This window comes from Actinoplanes sp. NPDC051475 (assembly GCF_040689425.1).
In the GTDB taxonomy this organism is placed as follows: Bacteria; Actinomycetota; Actinomycetes; order Mycobacteriales; family Micromonosporaceae; genus Actinoplanes.
Map to the genome: position 1 here is coordinate 34946 of NZ_JBFAZZ010000005.1, position 21247 is coordinate 56192.

The window sequence follows — 21247 nt, forward strand, 5'->3', positions numbered from 1 at the left end:
CAGCGAATGTTTCTGAGCGATAATCGTCAGTGATGTTGGACGTTCATCGGCTCCGGCTGCTGCGCGAGCTCGAGCGGCTCGGCACGCTGGCCGCCGTCGCGAAGGCGTTGAGCTACAGCCCGTCCGCCATATCGCAGCAGCTCAGCGTGCTGGAGGCGGAGACCGGGGCGACGTTGCTGGAGCACGTCGGGCGGGGCGTACGGCTCACCGCGCAGGCGCGGATCCTGGTCGGGCACGCCGAGGTGATCCTGGAGCGGATGGAGCTGGCCGAGGCCGAGCTGGCGGCGACCATGACCGACGTCACGGGCACGCTGCGGGTCGCGTCCTTCCAGTCAGTGATGCTCGCCCTGGTGCCCGGGGCGCTCTCCTGGTTGACCGCCGAGCATCCCGGACTGCGGGTGGAGATCACCCAGTCGGAGGCGGCTCCGGCCTTCGCGGGACTGCTCGCCCGGGACTTCGACGTCGTGCTCGGGGAGTGCTATCCAGGCGTGCCCGAGCCCCGCCTGCCCGGCGTCGACGAGGAGGATCTGCTCGAGGACGAGATGCGGATGGCCGTACCGAAGAAAGGGCCCTGGCATCGGGCCCGGCTGGCCGACCTCACGGATGCGCCCTTCGTCTTCGACCCGGAGGAGGCGACGGCGGGCCGGTGGGCCCGGCACGTCTGCCGCACCGTGGGCTTCGAGCCCGACGTCCGGTTCCAGAGCCCCGACCTGCTGCTCCAGCTGCGGCTGGTGGAGACCGGGCACGCCGTCGCCTTCGTACCCGATCTGCTGTGGACCGGGCGTACCCCCGGCGATCTGGAGTTGCGGCACCTGCCGGACCGGCCGCGGCGCCGGCTTTTCACCGGCGTGCGCAGCGGCTCGGCCGAGCAGCCGGCGATCCGTGCGTTCCGCTCCGCGCTCCAAATCACGGCTCGACGTTGAGGTTCGGGATACTGGAACCCGATACAGGGAGGTTGCGTGTCCGCTCAGCCCGCTCCGGTCGCCGAGACCGGCTATCCGTGGCCCATCGAAACCGCTCGCCTGGACAACGGCTTGCGCATCGTCGTCAGCGAGGACCACACCGCGCCCGTGGTGTGCGTGAACCTCTGGTACGACGTCGGCTCACGGCACGAGCCGGCCGGCCAGACCGGCTTCGCCCACCTCTTCGAGCACCTGATGTTCGAGGGTTCGGCGCACGTCGGCAAGACCGAGCACATGCGGTACGTGCAGGGCGCCGGTGGTTCGCTGAACGCCACCACCAATCCCGACCGCACCAACTACTTCGAGACGCTGCCGGCCGAGCACCTCGAGCTCGCGCTCTGGCTGGAGGCGGACCGGATGGGCGGCCTGGTCCCCGCGCTCACCCAGGAAACCCTGGACAACCAGCGCGAGGTGGTGAAGAACGAGCGGCGCCAACGGTACGAGAACGTGCCGTACGGCGACGCGTGGCTGCGCCTTCTGCCGTTGCTGTACCCGGCGGGGCACCCGTACCACCACGCGACCATCGGGTCCATGGAGGACCTGAACGCGGCGAGCCTGGAGACGTTCCAGGCGTTCCACGCGCAGTACTACGCCCCGAACAACGCCGTGCTGACCGTGGCCGGGGACGTCACGCCGGCCGAGGTCCTCGCCCTCGCGGACAAGTACTTCGGGATGATCGAGCCGGTCCCGGACATCCCGGCGGCGCGGCACGGGCACATTGCCGGCCCGGCCACGTCGCCGGTGCGCGAGACGGTCACCGGCACTGTTCCGGCGCCGCGGGTGTACCTGTCGCACCGTACGCATGCCTTCGGTACGGCCGGGTACGACGCGATCACCGTGCTCGCCACCGTCCTGGGCAGCGGCCGGGGCAGCCGCCTCTACCAGCGGCTGGCCGACGGTGCCCGGATCGCGCAGCCGGACTACATCGGCGCGTACGGCGTCGACCTGGCCCACGCGCCGGCACCGCTGATCGTGACGGCGACCGCGAAGGACGGGGTGGACGCCGCGACCCTCGAAGCGGGCGTGGCAGAGGTGCTGATGAGCATGGCCACCGAGCCGGTGACCGAAGCCGAGCTGGAACGGGCCAAGGCGCTGCTCACCACCGCGTGGTGGCGGCAACTGTCCACCGTCGGCGGCCGGGCGGACACCCTGGGCCGGTACGCGACCCAGTTCGGCGACGCGTCGAGTGCCGCGTACCGGCTGCCGCAGTGGCAGGCCGTGACCGCGGGCGACATCGCCGAGGCCGCCCGCACGCTGAACCCGGAGTCCCGGGTGACCCTCGTCTACCTCCCGGAAGGGACCGAAGTATGAGCCTCGTCGCGACCCGGCCCGACCCGGGCGACGCCCGCCCGTATTCGTTCCCGGCGATCCACCGCACCTCGGTGGCGGGCGGCGAGGTCGTCGCCGCGCACATGCCGGGCCAGCTCCTGGCGACCGCGTCGTTGCTGCTCGACGCGGGCGCGGCGAAGGAGACCGCGAGCCGCGAGGGTACGGCCGCCGTCCTCGCGAAGTGCCTGGAGGAGGGCACCCGGACCCGCGACTCGGCGGCGTACGCGCTGGCCCTGGAGGGACTCGGGGCGGAGCTCACCACCTCGGTCGACTGGGACTCCTTCCGGTCCGGCGTCTCCGTGCCGGCGGATCTGCTGTCGCGGGCGGTGGCCCTCATGGCGGAGGCGGTCCGCACACCTCGTCTCGACCCGGCCGACGTCACCCGCGTCCGCGACGACGAGGCGACCGGCCTGCGCATGGACTGGGCGCAGCCGGGACCGCGGGCGGACGCGGCGCTGCGCGCCGACCTGTTCGGCGCGGCCGAGCGGTACGGCCGGCCCCTGCACGGCGACCCGGCGTCGATGGCGGCGGTCACGGTCGAGGACGTGCAGGCGTTCCACTCCGCTTGGCTGACGCGTCCCGGCGTGCTGCTGGTCGCCGGCGACCTGGACCGGCTCGACCTGGCGGAGCTGGGCGCGGCGGCGTTCGCCGGCACGTCCGGCGCGCCGGTGGCCGCCGAGGGTCCGCTGGACGTACCGATCGCGGCGAGCCGGCGGGTGCTGCTCGTCGACCGGCCCGGCTCGGTGCAGTCGACGCTGCGCCTCGGGCACCGGGCCCCGGAGCGGGCGCATCCGGACTACGTGCCGATCACGCTGATGGGAACGGTGCTGGGCGGGGCGTTCACATCCCGGCTCAACCACCTCATCCGGGAGGTGAAGGGCTACACGTACGGCATCCGCGCGGACTTCGCGATGACCCGCCGGTTCGGCCGCTTCGGGGTCAGCTCGTCGGTGCAGACCGCGGTGACGGCGCCGGCGCTGGCGGACACCGTCGGCGAGATCGCCCGGACCCGGCTCGACGGGGTCACCGAGGAGGAGCTGGCGGTCGCGCGTACGTGGCGGGCCGGGTCGCTCTCCGTCGACATGCAGACGCCGGGCTCGATCGCCGGCGCGCTCGCCAACCTGGTCGTGCACGGCCTGCCGGACGACTACTACGTGACGCTGCGGCAGCGCCTGCTGGACGCGACGGTCGAGGAGGTGTCCGCGGCGGCGGCGAAGTACCTGCATCCGGACGGGCTCACCCTGGTGGTCGAGGGGGACGGAGCGCTCATCCGCGACGAGCTGACGGCCGTCAAGATCGGCGAGGTCCTGGCGGCGGATTTCTGACGTACGATGTCGGGCCGCCGCCATGATCGACGGCGGCTCGAGTATTGCCAGGGCGTGTTCCAGGGAGTTTCAATGACCCCGAGCCTCTCTGAGAGCGCTCCCGCGAACGTTGGGACCCTGACATGCCCACAAACCTGACGGCGTCGTCCGCATCGTTCACCCGCCGCCGCCCGCTCCCCCGGCCGCCGGCGGACGCACCCGTGCCCGCGCCGGACCCCGCCGCCGGGACCTGCGCGCCGCGGCACCTCGTCGACCGGTCGCTCGCCGAGCCGGTCGGCCGCGCCTACCACTACCTCGACGTCGTGCAGGACGCCTACGTCAAGGGCGGCGAGCCGCGGCTGCTCCAGAGCTACAACAACGAGAGCGAACTGCTGACGACCGCGTTCGTCTACGACAACGCGCTCGCGATCCTGGCCTACCTCGCCAACCCGACCGTCGCGAACGTGCGGCGGGCCCGGCTCATCGGTGACGCGCTGCTGTGGGCTCAGGCCAACGACGAGACGTACAGCGACGGCCGGGTGCGGCAGGCATACGCGGCCGGGCCGATGCAGTTCTACGGCGGCGGCCCGATGTTCCCGGGCCTGAAGCGCGAGGACGGCAAGGCCGCGTTCCTCTGGCCGTTCGGCTTCGGCGGCTCGTCGACGGGCGACATGGCCTGGGTGGGGCTGGCGCTGGCGCAGCTCTACGCGGACACGCGCATCCGCAAGTACCTCGACGGCGCCGTCGCCCTCGGCCTCTGGATCGCCGGCCGGCAGTCGCCCTACCGGTACGGCGGCTACCACGGCGGCTTCCAGGAGGACGGCCGGACGCCGCAGCGCTGGGCGTCGACGGAGCACAACATCGACGCGTACGCCCTCTTCACGCTGCTCGCCAACCTGACCCGGGAACGGCGCTGGACGACCCGTGCGGCGCTCGCCGCCGCCTTCGTCCGCGAGATGTGGAACCCCGCGGGCCGGCACTTCTGGACCGGCACCACCAGCGAGGACCCCAACGAGATCAACGTCGGCAACGTCCCCGAGGACGCCCAGAGCTGGGGTTTCCTCGGCCTCGGCGACCACCGCTTCGACGAGTCGGTCGACTGGGCCGTCCGGCACCTGGGCAACACCGACGGCCGGGTGTCCGGCCTGACCTACAGCAGCCAGGCCAAAGTGCTCACGGGTACGGTCACCGGCAGCGCCCAGGCCAGCAACCCGGGGGCGGTATGGCTCGAGGGCACCGGTCACGCCGCGCTCGCCCTGCTCAAGCGCGGTGGCCCCGGCGATGCCGCGCAAGCCCGCCAGCTCCTCCGGGCGACCGTGACGGCCCAGGAGTCGCTCGGCGCCGGGCAGACCGTCGGCCTGACCGCGGACCCGCGCGGCGGCCTGCTCGCCAGCCCGGCCGAGGGCGGCACGTGGACCGGCACCCCGCTCCCCGCCGCCTCCGGCATCGTGGCGGCCACCGGCGCGTTCGAGACGGGCTTCGGTTTCGGCTATTTCGGACTCCAGCACGTCGGCACCACGGCGTGGTTCCTGATGGCGGGACAGAACTTCAACCCGTACCAATGACGGCCCGGATGTGACCTGAGCCCTGATCATTCGGTACGGGTGGCCGCCGCCGGATACCGTCGCGCGCATGACGATCACGACCCCCGCGCCCGTGGCGAAGCCGGTCCGGGCCCGACGGGCCGCCTGGACGGTGCTGCTCTGGCTGCTGGTGCTGCCCGGCACGGCGTGGGCGGTGGCGCGGCTGGGCGGCTGGGAGCGCGGTCTGTTCGTGCAGTTCTTCGCCTTCACGCCGTACGTCGCCGCATGGTCCGTCGTACCGGTGATCGCGGCGCTCGCCACCCGCCGCTGGCTGGCCGGCGCAGTCGCGGTGGTCACGCTCGCCATCTTCGCCGTCACGGTCCTCCCGCGCGCGATCACCGACAGCGACCGGGGCCCGCAGGACGGCGTACGCCTGCACGTCATGACCTCGAACATGCTCTTCGGCAACGCCGACCCGGCCGAGATCGTCGATCTGGTCCGATCCCAGGCGGTGTCGGTCCTGGCGCTCCAGGAATTCAGCCCGGCCGCGCAGACCCGGCTCGCCGAGGCGGGCCTGGGCGACCTGCTCCCCTACTCCTCGCTGAGCCCCGAGTACGGCGCCGGCGGATCGGGCCTCTACTCCCGCTTCCCGATCACCGACCCCGGCACCCGCGACAACGCCGGCGGCTTCCACCAGGCGTACGGCACGATCCAGCCGCCCGGGGCCACCAAGCTCGTCGTCGAATCCGCCCACCCGCTGGCGCCGGCCGCCCGATCGGCCCTGGACGGCTGGCGCACGGACCTCGAAGCCCAGCCACGCCCGGACCACGCCGGGCCGCCGCGCATCCTGCTGGGCGACTTCAACTCGACCCTCGACCATCAGCCCCTGCGCTCGCTGATCGCCAAGGGCTACCGGGACGCCGCGGACGCCACGGGCAAGGGCCTGATCGGCACGTGGGGCCCGTACGACGGCGACCCGATCCCGCCGGTCACCATCGACCACGTCCTGGTGGACGAGCGCCTCGGGGTCGGGGCCGCGGCCGTGCACGGCATCCGGGGCAGCGACCACCGCTCGATCATCGCGGAGGTCGTCCTCCCGGCGGCCTGGCGCCCCGGCCCGGAGCAACTCTCAGGTGCGGGCGGCCGTGCGGGACAGCCCGTACGTCAGTGCGTCGGTGAGCGCCTTCCAGCTCGCCTCGACCACGTTCTCGTGCACCCCGACGGTCGTCCACTCGCGGTTGCCGTCGCTGGTCTCCACCAGTACGCGCGTGATGGCGTTCGTGCCGTGCGAGCCCTCCAGGATGCGGACCTTGTAGTCGGCGAGCTCGAAGGTCTCGAGTTCCGGGTAGTGCTTGGACAGCGCCGTGCGCAGGGCTTCGTCGAGGGCGTTGACCGGGCCGTTGCCCTCCGCGGTGGCGATCACTCGCTCTCCGCGTACCCGGACTTTGACGGTGGCTTCCGACACGACCGCGCCGTCCTCGCGATGCTCGACCTGCACCCGGTAGGACTCCAGGGTGAACGGCCGGGCCAGGGCCGCGCCCGGCAGGGCGTCGCGGACCAGGAGTTCGAAGGAGGCGTCGGCGGCTTCGAAGGACCAGCCGCCGGCCTCGAGGTCCTTGACCTTCCGGGTCACCTCGGTGAGGGTGTCCGGGTGGCCGGCCAGGTCCAGTCCGAGCTCACGGCTCTTGAGCTCGATGCTGGCCCGGCCGGCCATCTCCGTCACCAGGATCCGCATGTCGTTGCCCACAACCGCCGGGTCGACGTGGTTGTAGAGCAGCGGATCCACTTTGATCGCGCTCGCGTGCAGCCCCGCCTTGTGGGCGAATGCCGCGGCCCCGACGTAGGCCTGGTGGGTGTCGGGGGCGATGTTGGCGATCTCGGCGAGCGCGGTCGACACCCGCGTCGCCTTCTCGAGGCAGCCGTCCGGTAGGACCTTCAGCCCGAGCTTGAGTTGCAGGTTGCTGACGACGGCGAAGAGGTCGGCGTTGCCGGGCCGCTCGCCGTAGCCGTTGGCCGTGCACTGGAAGTGCTGGACGCCCGCCTCGACGGCGGCGATGGTGTTCGCCACCGCGCAGGACGTGTCGTTCTGGCAGTGGATGCCGAGCCGGTCGGGGCTCACCCCGGTGCGCGCCACGACGTCGTTGATCGCCGCGGTGATCATCGAGGGAAGCATGCCGCCGTTGGTGTCGCACATGATCACGCGCTCGGCGCCGGCGTCGAAGGCCGCGCGCACCACGGAGGCGGTGTAGTCGGGGTCGTGGCGGAAGCCGTCGAAGAAATGCTCGCAGTCCACGAACGCGCGGCGCCCGTTCGCAACCAGGTGGAGGACCGTGTCGCGGACCATCGCCAGGTTCTCGTCGCCGGTCGTGCGCAGGGCCCGTTCCACGTGCCGGATGTCGGACTTGGCGACGACGCAGACCACCGGGGTCTCGGCGTCGAGCAGCGCCTGCACCTGGGCGTCGCCGGCCACGTCCACGCCGGCCTTGCGGGTGGCTCCGAAGGCGACCAGGACGGCGTGCTTCAGGTCCAGCTCCGTCTTCGCCCGCCGGAAGAACTCCGTGTCCTTCGGCATGGCGCCGGGCCAGCCACCCTCGATGAAGCCGACCCCGAACTCGTCCAGCAGCCGCGCCACGGCGAGCTTGTCGACGACCGAGTAGCTGATGCCCTCGCGCTGCCCGCCGTCGCGCAGCGTCGTGTCGAACACCTGGTAGGTCATGGGGATTTCCTTTCGGGCGAGACCTGACGACCCAACAAAAAGACCCCCCGGCGGATGCGGGAGGTCTGCGCGTCGACGGTGGGGGGCCGGCGCGCTAGGTGCCAATAATGAGCACGAAAAGTCGGGTCACGTAGGAGAGCATGCCACTCACCGTGCGTTCATGGGACAGAAGTCCAGACTCCGGGACAGGTTAGGTTGGAGGGGTGGCAGTCGATGCGTACCCCCGGAACCTGTCCTTCTCGTCCAGCTACAACTTCCGCGACGTCGGCGGGTACGCCGGCCTCGACGGCAGAACGGTCCGCTGGCGGCGCCTGTTCCGCTCCGACTCGCTGCACCGGCTCAAGGGCGACGATCTGGTGACGTTCGGCGAGCTCGGCGTCCGTACCGTCATCGACCTGCGCCGGCTCTTCGAGATCGAGGAGCACGGCCGGGTGCCGGAGTCCGACGGGCTGGCGTACCACAACCCCGTGCTGCACCACGTCGACTGGGACACGGTGCCGGAGCCCGAGGGCACCTCGCACGACCGCTGGCTGGCCGACCGCTATCTCAACTTCCTCGAGGACGGCCAGGAGGGGCTCGCCGCGGCCCTCACCCTCATCGCCGACCCCGGTGCGGCGCCGGTGGTCGTGCACTGCATGGCGGGCAAGGACCGTACGGGTGTCGTCTGCGCGCTCACCCTGGCACTGCTGGGTGTCTCGGACGCCGACATCGCGGAGGACTACGCGCTCACCGAGGTCGCGATGGCGTCCCTGACCGAGTACCTGTCGCGGACCCGGCCCGACATGGTGCAGGACAAGTACCACATGTTCGACTGCCCGAGGGACGCCATGCTGATGTTCCTGGGCGACCTGCGGGACCGGTACGGCTCGGTGGAGAAGTACGCGCGCGAGATGGGCATCAGCGCCGAGCAGATGGCCGCGCTGCGCGACCACCTGCTCACGCCCGCGTCCTAGAACACCCGGTGGACCCAGCCGAACGGATCCTCGGCACGGCCGCGCTGGATGTCGGACAGCTGCTGGCGCAGACCCATCGTGACCTCGCCCGGGCCGCCGTCGGCGACCGCGAACTCGCCCTCCGGCGAGCGGACGGTGCCGATCGGGGTGATCACCGCGGCGGTGCCGCAGGCGAACGCCTCCCGGATGCGGCCGGAGGCGGCACCCTCGCGCCACTCGTCGATGCTCACCGGACGCTCCTCCACCCGGCGGCCGGCCCGCTGGGCCAGCTTCAGGATCGAGTCGCGGGTGATGCCCGGCAGGATCGTGCCGCTCAGCGGCGGGGTCACCAGCGAACCGTCGTCCATGACGAAGATGACGTTCATGCCGCCGAGCTCGTCGACGTACTTGCGCTCCACCGCGTCCAGGTAGACGACCTGGTCGCAGCCTTGCTCGATCGCCTCCGCCTGCGCCGACAGCCCGGCCGCATAGTTGCCGCCGCACTTCGCCGCGCCGGTGCCACCGGGAGCGGCCCGGGTGTAGTCGGGGGTCACCCACACCGTCACCGGCTTGACGCCGCCGCTGAAGTAGGCGCCGACCGGCGACGCGATGACCAGGTAGAGGTATTCCATCGCCGGGCGCACACCGAGGAAGACCTCACTCGCGTACGCGAACGGGCGCAGGTAGAGGCTGCCCTCGTCGCTCTCCGGGATCCACTTCCGGTCGATCGTGATCATCTGGCGCAGCGACTCGAGGAACATCGCCTGCGGCAGCGCGGGCATCGCCATGCGCTGGGCCGACTGGGCGAACCGCGCGGCGTTGGCATCCGGGCGGAACATCGCGACGCCGCCGTCGGGCGTCGTGTACGCCTTCAGCCCCTCGAAGATCTCCTGCGCGTAGTGCAGCACGGCCGACGCCGGGTCCATCGGGATCGGCGCGCGTGCCTCGACGCGGGGCTCGTACCACCCTTTGCCCTCCGCGTACCGGACGGTGACCATGTGATCGGTGAAGATGCGCCCGAAGCCCGGGTTGGCCAGCAACGTCGTGCGGTCCGCGTCGCTTACGGGCGCCGGGTTCGGACGGATCTCGAAGTCGAGGTTGTCACCACCACTCATGGGAGTTGACCTGCTTTCTCTCGCGAAGAAGAAAGGATGTGAGCATGACGGAGCACCCGCAGCGCTCCATGAACTTACCCCGAACGACCGTTAATGCCGACCACCATGAGGGCGACCGGCCCCGGGGCAGGGTCCGTCATTCACCGGTGCGCCGAGCGCACCGCGATGGAATCATGCTGGGATTCGCGCTTTTGTCGCCAATCGGCGGCCCTGACCGCCGACGCTCGTACCAGGATCAGGCGAGCGCGGCGGCGACCCGGTCCCCGACCTCGGCGGTGCGCAGCGGGGCCCCCGGCGTGCGGGAGGCGACCTCGGCCGCGACCGCCTCGGATACTCGCCGGGCCTCGTCGGCGTGCCCGAGGTGCTCGAGCAGCAGGGCGGCGGAGAGGATGGCGGCAGCCGGGTCGGCGATGCCCTGGCCGGCGATGTCGGGCGCGGAACCGTGCACCGGCTCGAACGTCGACGGGTATGCGCGCTCCGGGTTGACGGAGCCGCTGGCGGCCATGCCGATGCCCCCGGTGACGGCAGCGGCGATGTCGGTGAGGATGTCACCGAAGAGGTTGTCGGTCACGATGACGTCGTAGCGCTGCGGGTTGCTCACCATGAACATGCTCGCGGCGTCGACGTGCTGGTATTCGGTCGCGACGTCGGGGAATTCCGCGGCCACGGCCTGGAAGGTGCGGACCCACAGGCCACCGGCGTGGGTGAGCACGTTGGTCTTGTGCACCAGGGTCAGGTGGCGGCGCTCCCGGCGCTGCGCCCGCGCGAAGGCGTCCCGCACGACCCGCTCGACGCCGTGCCGGGTGTTGAGGCTCTCCTCGGTGGCGATCTCGGCGGGGGTGTCCTTGTGCAGGACACCGCCGGCGCCGACGTACAGGCCCTCGGTGCCCTCGCGGACGACGACCATGTCGATCTCGCCGGGCTTGAGGCCGGCGAGCGGGCTGGTGGTGCCGGGCCACAGCCGCGAGGGGCGCAGGTTGACGTACTGGTCGAAGTCGAAGCGGAGCTTGAGCAGCAGTCCCCGCTCGAGAACGCCCGGCGGGACGCTGGGGTCGCCGATGGCACCGAGCAGGATGGCGTCGTGGCGGGCGAGCTCGTCCTCGACCGACTGGGGGAGGATCTCGCCGGTGCGGTTGTAGAGCCGGGCGCCCAGGTCGTACTCCTGGTATTCGGCGCCGGGAAGGACGGCCTCGATCACCTTGCGGGCCTGCGCGGTCACCTCGGTTCCGATGCCGTCGCCGGCCACCACCGCGATCCGCGCCACCGTCACGTCCACTCCCTCGATCGGTCCGACCTGGACGAGCCTAACCGGGCGTCCCGATCTCCGGTACGTGGGTCCCAGACTGTGGATGGACGCGACTGTGGATGCGGGCCCCGGACGCGAACAACCCCCGCGGATCGCGGCAACGATCGCGGGGGCTGTCACGACGAAAACGCGTGGCTCGCGCCCGCCGGGGTGCACAACCGCACGGAACGGCCACGGAAATGTCACCCGAAGACACGCCCGCAGTGCCCGCGCGGCAAGGACCAACGCTAGCGATGCGGACTAATGTCGCGCAAGACGCATCCCCCGCGTGTCGCCGCGACAATGGGATCGAACGCCCACAGGTATGGCACCATGCGCCGGTGAGTTTCGACCTCGTGGTGTGGGCCATGGACAACGCGGACATGCCGGACGACGTGCGTGCCGCCAACGAGCGGTGTGCGCGCGGCGAGCACCCGCAACGCCCCGCCGACCCCCGCGTCGTCGCCTTCTATGACGCCCTGACCAGCACCTACCCGGATCGCGGACCGCGGGCGGCGGTGGACGGGTCCCCCTGGGCGGCCGCCCCGCTGCACGCCGCCGCGGACCACATCCAGATGCGCCTGGACGAGGGCTGCCCCGACGAGGTCCTCGAGACGATCGAACGACTCGCCGGCGAGCTCAACCTCGACCTGCTCGACCTCCAGGACGGCACCGTCTACCCGCCGCCGGTGAAGGCTCGCTGACCGGCGTCAGTCCTCGTCGCGCAGGTCGGCGATGCTGCCCTTGGTCGCACCGATCGCCGTAGCCACCGTGGACAGCAGCTCCGCGTCCACGGACGAGTCGACGGTCAGCGCCATCAGCGCCTCGCCGCCGGCCTCGCGGCGGGCCACCTGCATGGCCGCGATGTTCACGCCGGCCTCGCCCAGGATCGAGCCGATGGCGCCGACGATGCCGGGCCGGTCGGCGTAGCGGAAGAAGAGCAGCACACCCTCGGCGTCGAGCTCCAGGTCGAACTCGTCGATCTGGGTCAGCTTCCGGGACTCCCGGCCGCCGGCGGCGTGGACCGCGCCCGTGACGGTCACCCGGCGGCCGTCCGGGAGCGCTCCCCGTACCGTGACGAGGTTGTGATGGTCCGAGTCCTCGTCGAAGACCGCCAGCTCGACCTCGACGCCGCGGTCCCCCGCGAGCTGCGGGGCGTTGACGTAGGTGACCTGCTCCTCGACGACCGACGTGAAGAGCCCCTTGGTCGCGGCCAGCTTGAGCACCGTGACGTCGTGCGACGCGATCTCGCCGCGCACCTCCACGGTCACGCTCGCCGCGATGCCGCTCGCCACCGCGGTGAAGACCTTGCCGAGCCGTTCCGCAAGCGGCAGCAGGGGCCGCACGTCCTCGTCCACGACGCCGCCGGCCTGCACGTTGACGGCGTCGGGCACGAACTCCCCCTGCAACGCGAGCTTGACGCTGCGCGCCACCGACAGGCCGGCCTTGTCCTGCGCCTCCACCGTGGACGCGCCCAGGTGCGGCGTCGCCACCACGGTGTCGAACGCGAACAGTGGCGACGACGTGATCGGCTCGGTGGTGTAGACGTCCAGCCCGGCGCCGGCCACGCGGCCCTCCGCCAGCGCGTCGGCCAGAGCCCGTTCGTCGACCAGACCCCCGCGGGCGGCGTTGACGATGCGGACGCCCGGCTTGACGGTCGCCAGCTCCTTCTCCCCGATCAAACCCAGGGTCTCGGGGGTACGCGGCAAGTGCACCGAGATGAAGTCGCTCTCCCGCAGCAGCTCGTCGAGCCCGACCAACCGCACGCCCAGCTGCGCGGCCCGGGCCGGCTGGATGTACGGGTCATAGGCGATCAACCGGGTCCCGAAGGCGGCCATGCGCTGCGCGAACAGCACACCGATGCGGCCCAGCCCGACCACGCCGACCGTCTTGCCCTGCAGCTCCACCCCGGTGTACTTGGCGCGCTTCCACTCCCCCGCCTTCAGCGCCGTGCTGGCGCTGGCGGTGTTGCGGGCCACGGCCAGCAGCAGGGCGATCGCCTGCTCCGCGGCCGACACGATGTTGGAAGTCGGCGCGTTGACCACCATGACACCGCGCGCCGTGGCGGCGGGCACGTCGACGTTGTCCAGCCCGACCCCGGCCCGAGCGACGACCTTGAGCCGGGGCGCGGCGGCGATGGCCTCGGCGTCGACCTGCGTCGCGCTGCGCACGATGACCGCGTCGGCGTCGGCCAGCCCGGCGAGCAGAGCCGCCCGGTCGGTGCCGTCCACTCGGCGCACGTCGAAGTCGTGAGCGAGCACGTCGAGAGCGGCGGGGGCGAGTTCCTCAGCGATCAGTACAACGGGAGTCATGCGTCTCCATCTCGCAGGCTGCCGCGATCGTATGCCCGTCCCCGCCACATCGGCGTGACCGGCGTCACACATATGCAACGGTCCCCGGCCGGCCTCCCGATGTCGGACCCGACCGCAACCTCCCACGCAAATCGCGGCCGTCCTGACCGCGGCCACGGCATGGTCCTTCGCCCGCAACGGCACCACCGTCGGCCCGATGATCGTCGGCGGCCTGACCAGGGTTCACCGTGGCCCGGCCCGCAATACAGCCAGCAGTATCAGGTCCAGCCCCCGGCACCGGGCTCGCCTGACAGCGCAGTCTGACCGGGCTGCGAGCCGGCCTCAGACCCGGGCGTGCGGAATGGACCCCCGGGCGATCGGGGGGACCGGCGGCAGCCCCGCCGACGCCCGCCCGTCGAACTGGCGGAACGTCTGCGCCTCCGCGTCCAGCCCGTCGTACAGCAGCTCGAGGTCCAGGCTTCCCACCGGCGGATAGACGCGCTCCCGCGGCGGCTGCTGCCCCACCTCCAGCGCGCCCTCCGCCACCATGAACTCGATGATGGCCTGGCGGACCGCCGGCAGCGTCACGGGCGAGTGGTAGACCACGTTCAGCGCCTGCATGCGCATGCCCTGCACGTGTTCCTCGCCCTTGTTGTCGTGGAAGTGCGGGTTGCGGGTCTCGATCTGCAGCACCGGCACCGAGCCGGCCATCACGTCGGGGTCGGTGCTCTCGAGGACGCCGCCGAACTGCTCGAACATGTCCAGGTACTCGTACGGTTCGACGGCGAAGCCGCCCGCGAGGCGCAGCTTCAGCCCGAGCTCGAGGCTCATGGCGTGCTCGCCGGCGTTGCCCGTCGCGATGACCTCGGTGCCGAAGCCCGAGTACTCGGCGAGGAAGCGGTTGAGCCATTCGTTGGTGATCTGCGAGCTGCGGCCCTTGCGGCTGAAGAAGAGGCGCCCGTCGCGGAACTTCGGCTTGGAGTGCCAGGAGATGCGGACCATCGAGTACGGGCTGTCGGCCAGGTGCAGGCCCGCCGCGTACGCCTTGCAGTATTCGTGCACCGCGCCCGGCACGTAGTTGTCGGCGTCGACGTAGCCGACGTATCGACGGCCGGTTATCGCCGCGACCGCCATCCCGATCAGCATGGCTTCGCCCTTGCCGTTGCGGACCAGGCCGTCGTCGCCGATGAGTTCCGCCATGCCCGCCGCCTTGAAGGCCGCGGCGAGACCCGGATCCTTCTGGTGGACGGCGATCGCCGAGCGGCCGGCGAGGCGGCAGAACTGTTCGAGGGTTTGCGCCTCGATCTCGTACCGGTCCACCGGAAGCTTGTCGCTGTTGGAGATCAGCACAATGAGACAGTCATGCGGAATGCCGGAGAGCACTCCCTCGATGACGCTTCGTGTCTCATTCATGCAGGGGATGACGATTACCATTTGCGACTCGACTGCGCGCAATGCCTGCGGCGGCACCACCCGGCTGCCAGCCGAAAGCGCTGGTCGACCGGTGTCGTGCGCGGCGCCCGAGTCGAGCTCGATCACCCTCTGCAGCTCATGAATCCGGACCGCGCCGAAGCGCTCACTCCGGAAAGAATCAGCCAGTCGCATGCGGCGAGGCTACCTGTTCGACACCACCCGCAAGCGCCTTAACCGTGCACAATTCGCCGGTGACGCCGAGTAGGTAAGCGGGACGTAACACCCACGTTTCAGGTAGTCGAATGATTACTGAGAACGCCGGATCAGGAGGCCGACAAGACCTCTGATCCGGCGTTCCTCCAGAATGATCAGGCGGTTTCCGTGATCGGCCGGTCGACCCAGCTCATCATGTCGCGCAGCTTCTTGCCGGTCACCTCGATCGGGTGCTCGGCGCCTTCCTTGCGGTACTGCTGAAGGCGCTGGCCGCCCGCCTCGTCGTCGGCGATCAGCGTCTTGGTGAACTCGCCGGACTGGATCTCGGAGAGGATCTTCTTCATCTCCTCCTTGACCGACGCGTTGATCACCCGCGGGCCGCTGACGTAGTCACCGAACTCCGCGGTGTCCGACACGCTGTAGCGCATCCGCGAGATGCCGCCCTCGTACATGAGGTCGACGATCAGCTTCAGCTCGTGCAGGCACTCGAAGTACGCGATCTCCGGCGCGTACCCGGCCTCGGTCAGCACCTCGAAGCCGGCCTGCACCAGCGCGGCCGTGCCACCGCAGAGCACCGCCTGCTCGCCGAAGAGGTCGGTCTCGGTCTCCTCCTTGAACGTCGTCTTGATGACGCCGGCGCGGGTGCCGCCGATCGCCTTCGCGTACGACAGGGCGAGCGCCTGGGCGCCACCCGTGGCGTCCTGCTCCACGGCGATGAGGGCAGGCACGCCCTTGCCGTCCACGTACTGGCGGCGGACCAGGTGGCCGGGGCCCTTCGGGGCGACCATCGCGACGTCCACGTCCGCCGGGGGCTTGATCAGCTCGAAGCGGATGTTGAGGCCGTGCCCGAAGAAGAGCGCCTTGCCGGCGGTCAGGTTCGGCGCGATCGACTCGGTGTAGATCTTGCGCTGCGCGGTGTCCGGCGCGAGCACCATGATCACGTCGGCCCACGCGGACGCCTCGGCCGGGGTCATCACCCGCAGGCCCTGCTCCTCGGCCTTGGCCCGGCTCTTGGAGCCCTCCTGCAGGCCGACCACCACGTCGACGCCCGAGTCGCGCAGCGACAGCGAGTGGGCGTGCCCCTGGCTGCCGTACCCGATGACGGCGACCTTGCGGCCCTGAATGATGGACAGGTCGGCGTCGTCGTCGTAGAACGTTTCCGCGGTCATGACTTTCCCTTTCGAGTTCTGCTGAGAGTCAGGCGGCGCGCAGCGCCGGGCCGGTGGTGATGGAACGAGAGCCGCGGCCGATGGCCACGAGGCCGGACTGCACCATCTCCTTGATGCCGAACGGCTCGAGGTCGCGCAGCAGCGCGTCCAGCTTGTCGGGGTTGCCGGTCGCCTCGATCGTGAGGGTGTCCGGGGCGACGTCGATCACCTTCGCCCTGAAGAGCTCGACCGTCTCGAGCACCTGCCCGCGCACCGCACGGTCGGCGCGCACCTTGACCAGCAGGAGCTCGCGCTGGACCGACTGCTGCGGGTCCAGCTCGACGATCTTCAGGACGTTCACCAGCTTGTTGAGCTGCTTGGTCACCTGCTCCAGGGGTGAGGAGTCGGCGTTGACCACGATCGTGATGCGGGAGACGTCCGGGTTCTCCGTCTCGCCCACCGCCAGCGAGTCGATGTTGAAGCTGCGCCGCGAGAAGAGGCCGCTGACCCGCGCGAGCACGCCGGGCTTGTTCTCGACCAGCACGGAGAGGGTGTGTTTGTTGGTCACAGGTCGTCCTCGTCGAAGGTGGGGCGCACGTCCCGGGCGAACATGATCTCGTCGTTGCTCGTGCCGGCCGCGACCATGGGCCAGACCATGGCGTCTTTGCCGACCGTGAAGTCGATGACCACCGGACGATCGTTGATCTCCATGGCGGCCTTGATGGTGGCGTCCACCTCGTCCTTCGACTCGCACCGGATGCCGACGCAGCCCAGCGCCTCGGCGAGCTTCACGAAGTCGGGGATGCGGTGCTTGTGGGTGCCCAGCTCGGTGTTGGAGTAGCGGCCCTCGTAGAACAGGGTCTGCCACTGCCGGACCATGCCGAGGTTGCCGTTGTTGATGACCGCGATCTTCACCGGGATGCCCTCGAGGGCGCAGGTCGCCAGCTCCTGGTTGGTCATCTGGAAGCAGCCGTCGCCGTCGATCGCCCACACCGGGGTGCCGGGCTTGCCGACCTTCGCGCCCATCGCGGCCGGCACCGCGTAGCCCATGGTCCCGGCGCCGCCGGAGTTGAGCCAGGTGCCGGGCTTCTCGTACTTGATGAACTGCGACGCCCACATCTGGTGCTGTCCGACGCCCGCCACGTAGATCGCGTCCGAGCCGACCAGCTCGCCGATCCGCTCGATGACGTACTGCGGGGCCAGGGTGCCGTCGGTGGGCTCGTCGTAGCCGAGCGGGTAGCGCTGGCGCAGGTCGTTGAGCTGTGCCCACCACGGCTCGTACGCCGAGGCGCCGGTGGCCGTGCCGGAGACCGCCGCGATCAGCTCGTCGATGACGTGCCGCGCGTCGCCGACGATCGGGACGTCGGCGTGCCGGTTCTTGCCGATCTCGGCCGGGTCGATGTCGGCGTGCACGACCTTGGCGTCCGGGGCGAAGGAGTCGAGCTTGCCGGTGACCCGGTCGTCGAAGCGGGCGCCCAGGGTGACCAGCAGATCCGACTTCTGCAGCGCGTACACGGCGGGAACCGTGCCGTGCATGCCGGGCATACCCAGGTGCTGCGGGTGCGAGTCGGGGAAGGCCCCGAGGGCCATCAGCGTGGTGACCACCGGGATGCCGGTCACCTCGGCGAGCTTGCGCAGCCCGTCGGTCGCGCCGGCCTTGAGCACGCCGCCGCCCACGTACAGGACCGGGCGCTTGGCCGCGGCGATCAGCCGGGCCGCCTCGCGGATCTGCTTGCCGTGCGGGTGCAGGGTGGGCCGGTAGCCGGGCAGGTCCAGCGTCGGCGGCCAGGAGAACGAGGTCTGCGCCTGCAGCACGTCCTTCGGGATGTCGACGAGGACCGGGCCGGGGCGTCCGGTCAAGGCCAGGTGGAAGGCCTCCGCCATGATCCGCGGGATCTCGTCGGCCGACTGGATGAGGAAGTTGTGCTTGGTGATCGGCAGCGTGATGCCTTGGATGTCCGCCTCCTGGAAGGCGTCCGTGCCGATCGCGGGCCGCGCCACCTGGCCGGTGATGGCCACGATCGGCACCGAGTCCATGTAGGCGTCGGCGATGGGCGTGACCAGGTTGGTCGCGCCCGGGCCGGAGGTGGCGATGCAGACGCCGACCTTGCCGGTGGCCTGGGCGTACCCGGTGGCGGCGTGTCCCGCGCCCTGCTCGTGGCGCACCAGGATGTGCCGGACCTTCGAGTCGTAGAGGGGGTCGTACGCCGGCAGGATCGCCCCGCCGGGGATGCCGAAGGCCACCTCGACGCCGAGGGACTCGAGCGACCGCACGAGCGAGCCGGCTCCGCTGACCGGGGTCGGCGAGACCGTGGCTACGGCGGCCGCGACGGTGGCCGGGGTGGCACGTTGGGCGAGGGTCTCGGGCGTGGGTCTCGTCATGGCGATTCAGACCTTCGTTCGGGTTCGGGTGTCGATCTCCGTACCAGCCGGTAGATCCGGCGCAACAAAAAAGGTCCTCGTGCTTTCGCACGGGACCTAGCGCACTGCCCAGAGGATCAGGGGCAGCGCGCTCAACTAAGTACGAGGAACGACGAACACATGCGGCTAAGACTGCCCCATCTCACGTGGTGCGTCAACTGATCTCACATCCTGGTCACCCGAAAAGGCCGGGTCGGTCGGCAGCACCGCCCGGACCTGCCGCATTCCGGGGCCCAGCATGATGATCTGGCTCCGCGCCGGGGCACTCGGCGTGATCTTGGCCGGGCGGCGGCGCGGCACCGGCACCGGCCGTGTCGCGGACGACCGCGCGGTCCGCAGCTGCGCCTCCAGGTGCTCGGCGGGCACCCCCCAGCCGAAGAGCGAGCCCTGCCCGAGCCGGCATCCGGCCTCCTCGACCACCTCGCGCTGGGCGGGGGTGCCGATGCCCTCGGCGAGCACCTCGAGGCCCAGCCGGTGCCCGAGCCGGACCACCACGTCGACCAGGGGCGCGGCCGTGCCGGTGCGGGACTCCGGCTCGGCCACCAGGGCGTGGTCGATCTTCAGGATGTCGACCGGCAGGTTCCGCAGCTGCCCCAGCGAGGAGTAGCCGGCGCCGAAGTCGTCCAGCGCGATCCGTACGCCGGTCGACCGCAGCTCGACCAGCCCCCGGATCAGCTCGTCCATGTCGGTGGCGACGGCGTGCTCGGTCACCTCCAGCACCAGCCGCTGCGGCGGTACGCCGTACTTGTCCAGCACGGCCGCCACCTGCCCGGCGTAGTCGGCGGCGTGCAGCTCCTTGGGCGAGAGGTTCACCGAGACCCACACGTCGTGCCCCCCGGCGAGCCACCGGGCCAGCTGGGCGCACGCCTGGTCCAGCACCCAGGAGCCGAGCATGCCGATCAGGCCGGACTCCTCGGCGACCGGGATGAACTCGTCGGGGCGTACGGCGCCGAGTTCCGGGTGTCGCCAGCGCAGGAGCGCCTCCGCCCCGACCGGGCGTACCGAAGGCAGCGCGACGACCGGCTGGAAGACGAGCCGCAGCTGGTCCCGGCCGATGGCGTGGCGCAGCTCGTTCTCCAGCACGCTGTGCCGGCGCAGCAGTTCGTCGTAGCGCTTCTGATAGCGCTCGACGCGGTTTTTTCCCCGCTGCTTCGCGTACCGCAGGGCGAGGTCGGCGTCGCGCATCAGCTCGCCGGTGTCCCCCGGGGCCGGGGAACCGGCGACGCCGACGCTCGCCGAGAGGAAGACCGAGCCGTCCTCCGTCTCGTACGGCTCGCAGAGCACGGTCAGCAGCCGCTTGCCCGCCGCCATCGCCTCCTCCGGCGTGGCCCACATGAGCACCGCGAACTCGTCACCGCCGTGGCGCGCCGCGACGTCGCCGTCGCGCAGGTGGGCGCGCAGCCGCTCGCCGACCTGGGCCAGGACCGCGTCACCGACGTCGTGACCGCGCATGTCGTTGACGTTCTTGAAGCCGTCCAGGTCGAGCCCGACCAGGGTGCGCGGGCGGTCACGGGCGGCCGGCTCGCGCAGGGCCCGGACCAGGCCACGACGGTTGGCCAGCCCGGTCAGCGGGTCGGTGTGGGCCAGGTCGCGGAAGTGCGCCTCGCGCTGGCGCAGCTGCAGCGTGTAGCTCCGCACGTCGCCCAGGGCGAGGTACTGCCTTCCGACCAGCGCGAAGCCCTCGACGCTGGCGCCGAGGAACCCGAACGCGGCGAAGTCACCGCCCGCCAGGATGTGGTACGTGCCGGCGAGGACCATGGCCGCCATCGGGACGAACGCGTAGCCCGTACCCCGCTGGATGATGTCGCCGTCGACCGTGACCGGCCGGTCCGCGACCTTGACCGCGTGCGCCACCACGAACAGCCCGGCCGGCAGCAGCACGGCGCTGAGCAGCACGAAGCCCGGGCGGCCCTGGCAGATGCCGTCCGGCAGGCCGGTGGCCGCGACGGAGACCAGGCTGACGCCCGCCGCGACGCGGATCGTGACCTGCCGGGGCCGGTGCGCGTGCATGGCAAGGACCGCGGTGAGCCCGAACGCGACCGTGGTCACCCCGGCGCCCAGCAGGAGGGCGACGCAGCCCATCGGGGTGCTGTCGCCGAGGATCCGGGTCGGCTCGGAGACGAGGATCCAGCCGACGAACCAGAGCGCCGCCGCGATGATGAGGCCGTCGAGCAGATGCCGCAGGGCCGCGCGGCGGTTCTCCGCGGCGCCGGGCAGCATCAGCGTGCCCACCAGCAGGGTCAGCGTGCCGAGCGCCATCGCGGCGGCGACGGCCTGGCCGAGGGTCCGGCGGTGGTCGCCCATCGCGTCGTGCGCGAACAGCGCGCTGAGCAGGCCGGCCAGGGCGGCGCCGGTGACCGCGGCACCCCCCGCGGCCAGGATCAGGTGGGCACGGCGGGCGGCGCCCGTGTGCCGGCGACCGGAGTTGCCCAGCAACGCCACGGCCGGGACCGCGACCACGAGGCTCGCCAGCCCGGCCAGCTCCACGCCGGACGGTGAGTGCACGGGAACACTCTGCCGCACCCGGATCATTTTCGGTATCCCGAGGGATGGGCAACCTGGATGCCGGTTCGCCCCCGGCCCTCACCGGCGGTG

15 protein-coding genes and 1 pseudogene are annotated in these 21247 nt (G+C 71.1%); 7 read left to right on the forward strand and 9 right to left on the reverse strand.

From position 1 onward, the window contains the following. Positions 1-32 precede the first annotated feature (32 nt). The 5 genes and pseudogenes from AB0368_RS11990 to AB0368_RS12010 form a co-directional block, all read left to right on the forward strand. On the forward strand, positions 33-923 hold the full coding sequence (locus AB0368_RS11990; RefSeq protein ID WP_366153848.1) for a LysR family transcriptional regulator: 891 nt from the start codon (positions 33-35) through the stop codon (positions 921-923). A gap of 36 nt (positions 924-959) precedes the next feature. Continuing rightward, positions 960-2273: a pitrilysin family protein gene (locus AB0368_RS11995; RefSeq protein ID WP_366153849.1), complete on the forward strand. Its 1314-nt coding sequence runs from the start codon at positions 960-962 to the stop codon at positions 2271-2273. Further along, positions 2270-3616, forward strand: a complete 1347-nt coding sequence (locus AB0368_RS12000; RefSeq protein WP_366153850.1) for a pitrilysin family protein — start codon at positions 2270-2272, stop codon at positions 3614-3616. The genes AB0368_RS11995 and AB0368_RS12000 overlap by 4 nt, the downstream gene beginning before the upstream one ends. A 122-nt stretch (positions 3617-3738) precedes the next feature. Beyond that, on the forward strand, positions 3739-5160 hold the full coding sequence (locus tag AB0368_RS12005) for a hypothetical protein (protein WP_366153851.1): 1422 nt from the start codon (positions 3739-3741) through the stop codon (positions 5158-5160). A 67-nt stretch (positions 5161-5227) separates the two neighbouring features. Continuing rightward, positions 5228-6223, forward strand: a pseudogene (locus AB0368_RS12010) (endonuclease/exonuclease/phosphatase family protein); the annotation flags it as partial. A 24-nt stretch (positions 6224-6247) separates the two neighbouring features. Here the strand turns inward: AB0368_RS12010 and cimA are convergent. Further along, on the reverse strand, positions 6248-7834 hold the full coding sequence (gene cimA / locus AB0368_RS12015; RefSeq protein ID WP_366153852.1) for a citramalate synthase: 1587 nt from the start codon (positions 7832-7834) through the stop codon (positions 6248-6250). 203 nt (positions 7835-8037) lie between these two features. Here cimA and AB0368_RS12020 point away from each other — a divergent pair, with 203 nt between their 5' ends. Then, positions 8038-8787 (forward strand): tyrosine-protein phosphatase, encoded by a 750-nt coding sequence (locus AB0368_RS12020; RefSeq protein ID WP_366153853.1) that lies wholly within the window; start codon positions 8038-8040, stop codon positions 8785-8787. Here AB0368_RS12020 and AB0368_RS12025 read toward each other — a convergent pair. Both AB0368_RS12025 and AB0368_RS12030 read right to left on the reverse strand, forming a co-directional pair. Continuing rightward, complete coding sequence (locus AB0368_RS12025; RefSeq protein ID WP_366153854.1) at positions 8784-9881, reverse strand: branched-chain amino acid aminotransferase; 1098 nt, start codon at positions 9879-9881, stop codon at positions 8784-8786. The two genes, AB0368_RS12020 and AB0368_RS12025, sit on opposite strands and share 4 nt — an antisense overlap. 235 nt (positions 9882-10116) lie before the next feature. Continuing rightward, positions 10117-11151: a 3-isopropylmalate dehydrogenase gene (locus tag AB0368_RS12030; RefSeq protein ID WP_366153855.1), complete on the reverse strand. Its 1035-nt coding sequence runs from the start codon at positions 11149-11151 to the stop codon at positions 10117-10119. A 356-nt stretch (positions 11152-11507) separates the two neighbouring features. Between AB0368_RS12030 and AB0368_RS12035 the strand changes: the two genes are divergently transcribed. Beyond that, positions 11508-11870 carry a hypothetical protein gene (locus AB0368_RS12035; RefSeq protein WP_366153856.1) on the forward strand — a complete coding sequence of 121 codons (363 nt, stop codon included), beginning with the start codon at positions 11508-11510 and terminating at the stop codon, positions 11868-11870. Positions 11871-11876: 6 nt separating this feature from the next. Here AB0368_RS12035 and serA read toward each other — a convergent pair whose 3' ends face one another. From serA to AB0368_RS12065, 6 genes are all read right to left on the reverse strand, one after another. Next, on the reverse strand, positions 11877-13478 hold the full coding sequence (gene serA / locus AB0368_RS12040; RefSeq protein ID WP_366153857.1) for a phosphoglycerate dehydrogenase: 1602 nt from the start codon (positions 13476-13478) through the stop codon (positions 11877-11879). A gap of 321 nt (positions 13479-13799) precedes the next feature. Beyond that, on the reverse strand, positions 13800-15062 hold the full coding sequence (gene mpgS / locus AB0368_RS12045) for a mannosyl-3-phosphoglycerate synthase (protein ID WP_366153858.1): 1263 nt from the start codon (positions 15060-15062) through the stop codon (positions 13800-13802). Between the two features lie 176 nt (positions 15063-15238). Then, entirely contained in the window at positions 15239-16252 is a 1014-nt protein-coding gene (gene ilvC, locus AB0368_RS12050; protein WP_366153859.1) for a ketol-acid reductoisomerase, read from the reverse strand. 28 nt (positions 16253-16280) lie between these two features. Then, positions 16281-16799: an acetolactate synthase small subunit gene (ilvN, locus tag AB0368_RS12055; protein WP_366153860.1), complete on the reverse strand. Its 519-nt coding sequence runs from the start codon at positions 16797-16799 to the stop codon at positions 16281-16283. After that, positions 16796-18613 carry an acetolactate synthase large subunit gene (locus AB0368_RS12060; protein WP_366153861.1) on the reverse strand — a complete coding sequence of 606 codons (1818 nt, stop codon included), beginning with the start codon at positions 18611-18613 and terminating at the stop codon, positions 16796-16798. Before AB0368_RS12060 ends, ilvN begins: the two co-directional genes overlap by 4 nt. A 165-nt stretch (positions 18614-18778) precedes the next feature. Continuing rightward, on the reverse strand, positions 18779-21184 hold the full coding sequence (locus AB0368_RS12065) for a bifunctional diguanylate cyclase/phosphodiesterase (RefSeq protein WP_366153862.1): 2406 nt from the start codon (positions 21182-21184) through the stop codon (positions 18779-18781). Positions 21185-21247 lie beyond the last annotated feature (63 nt).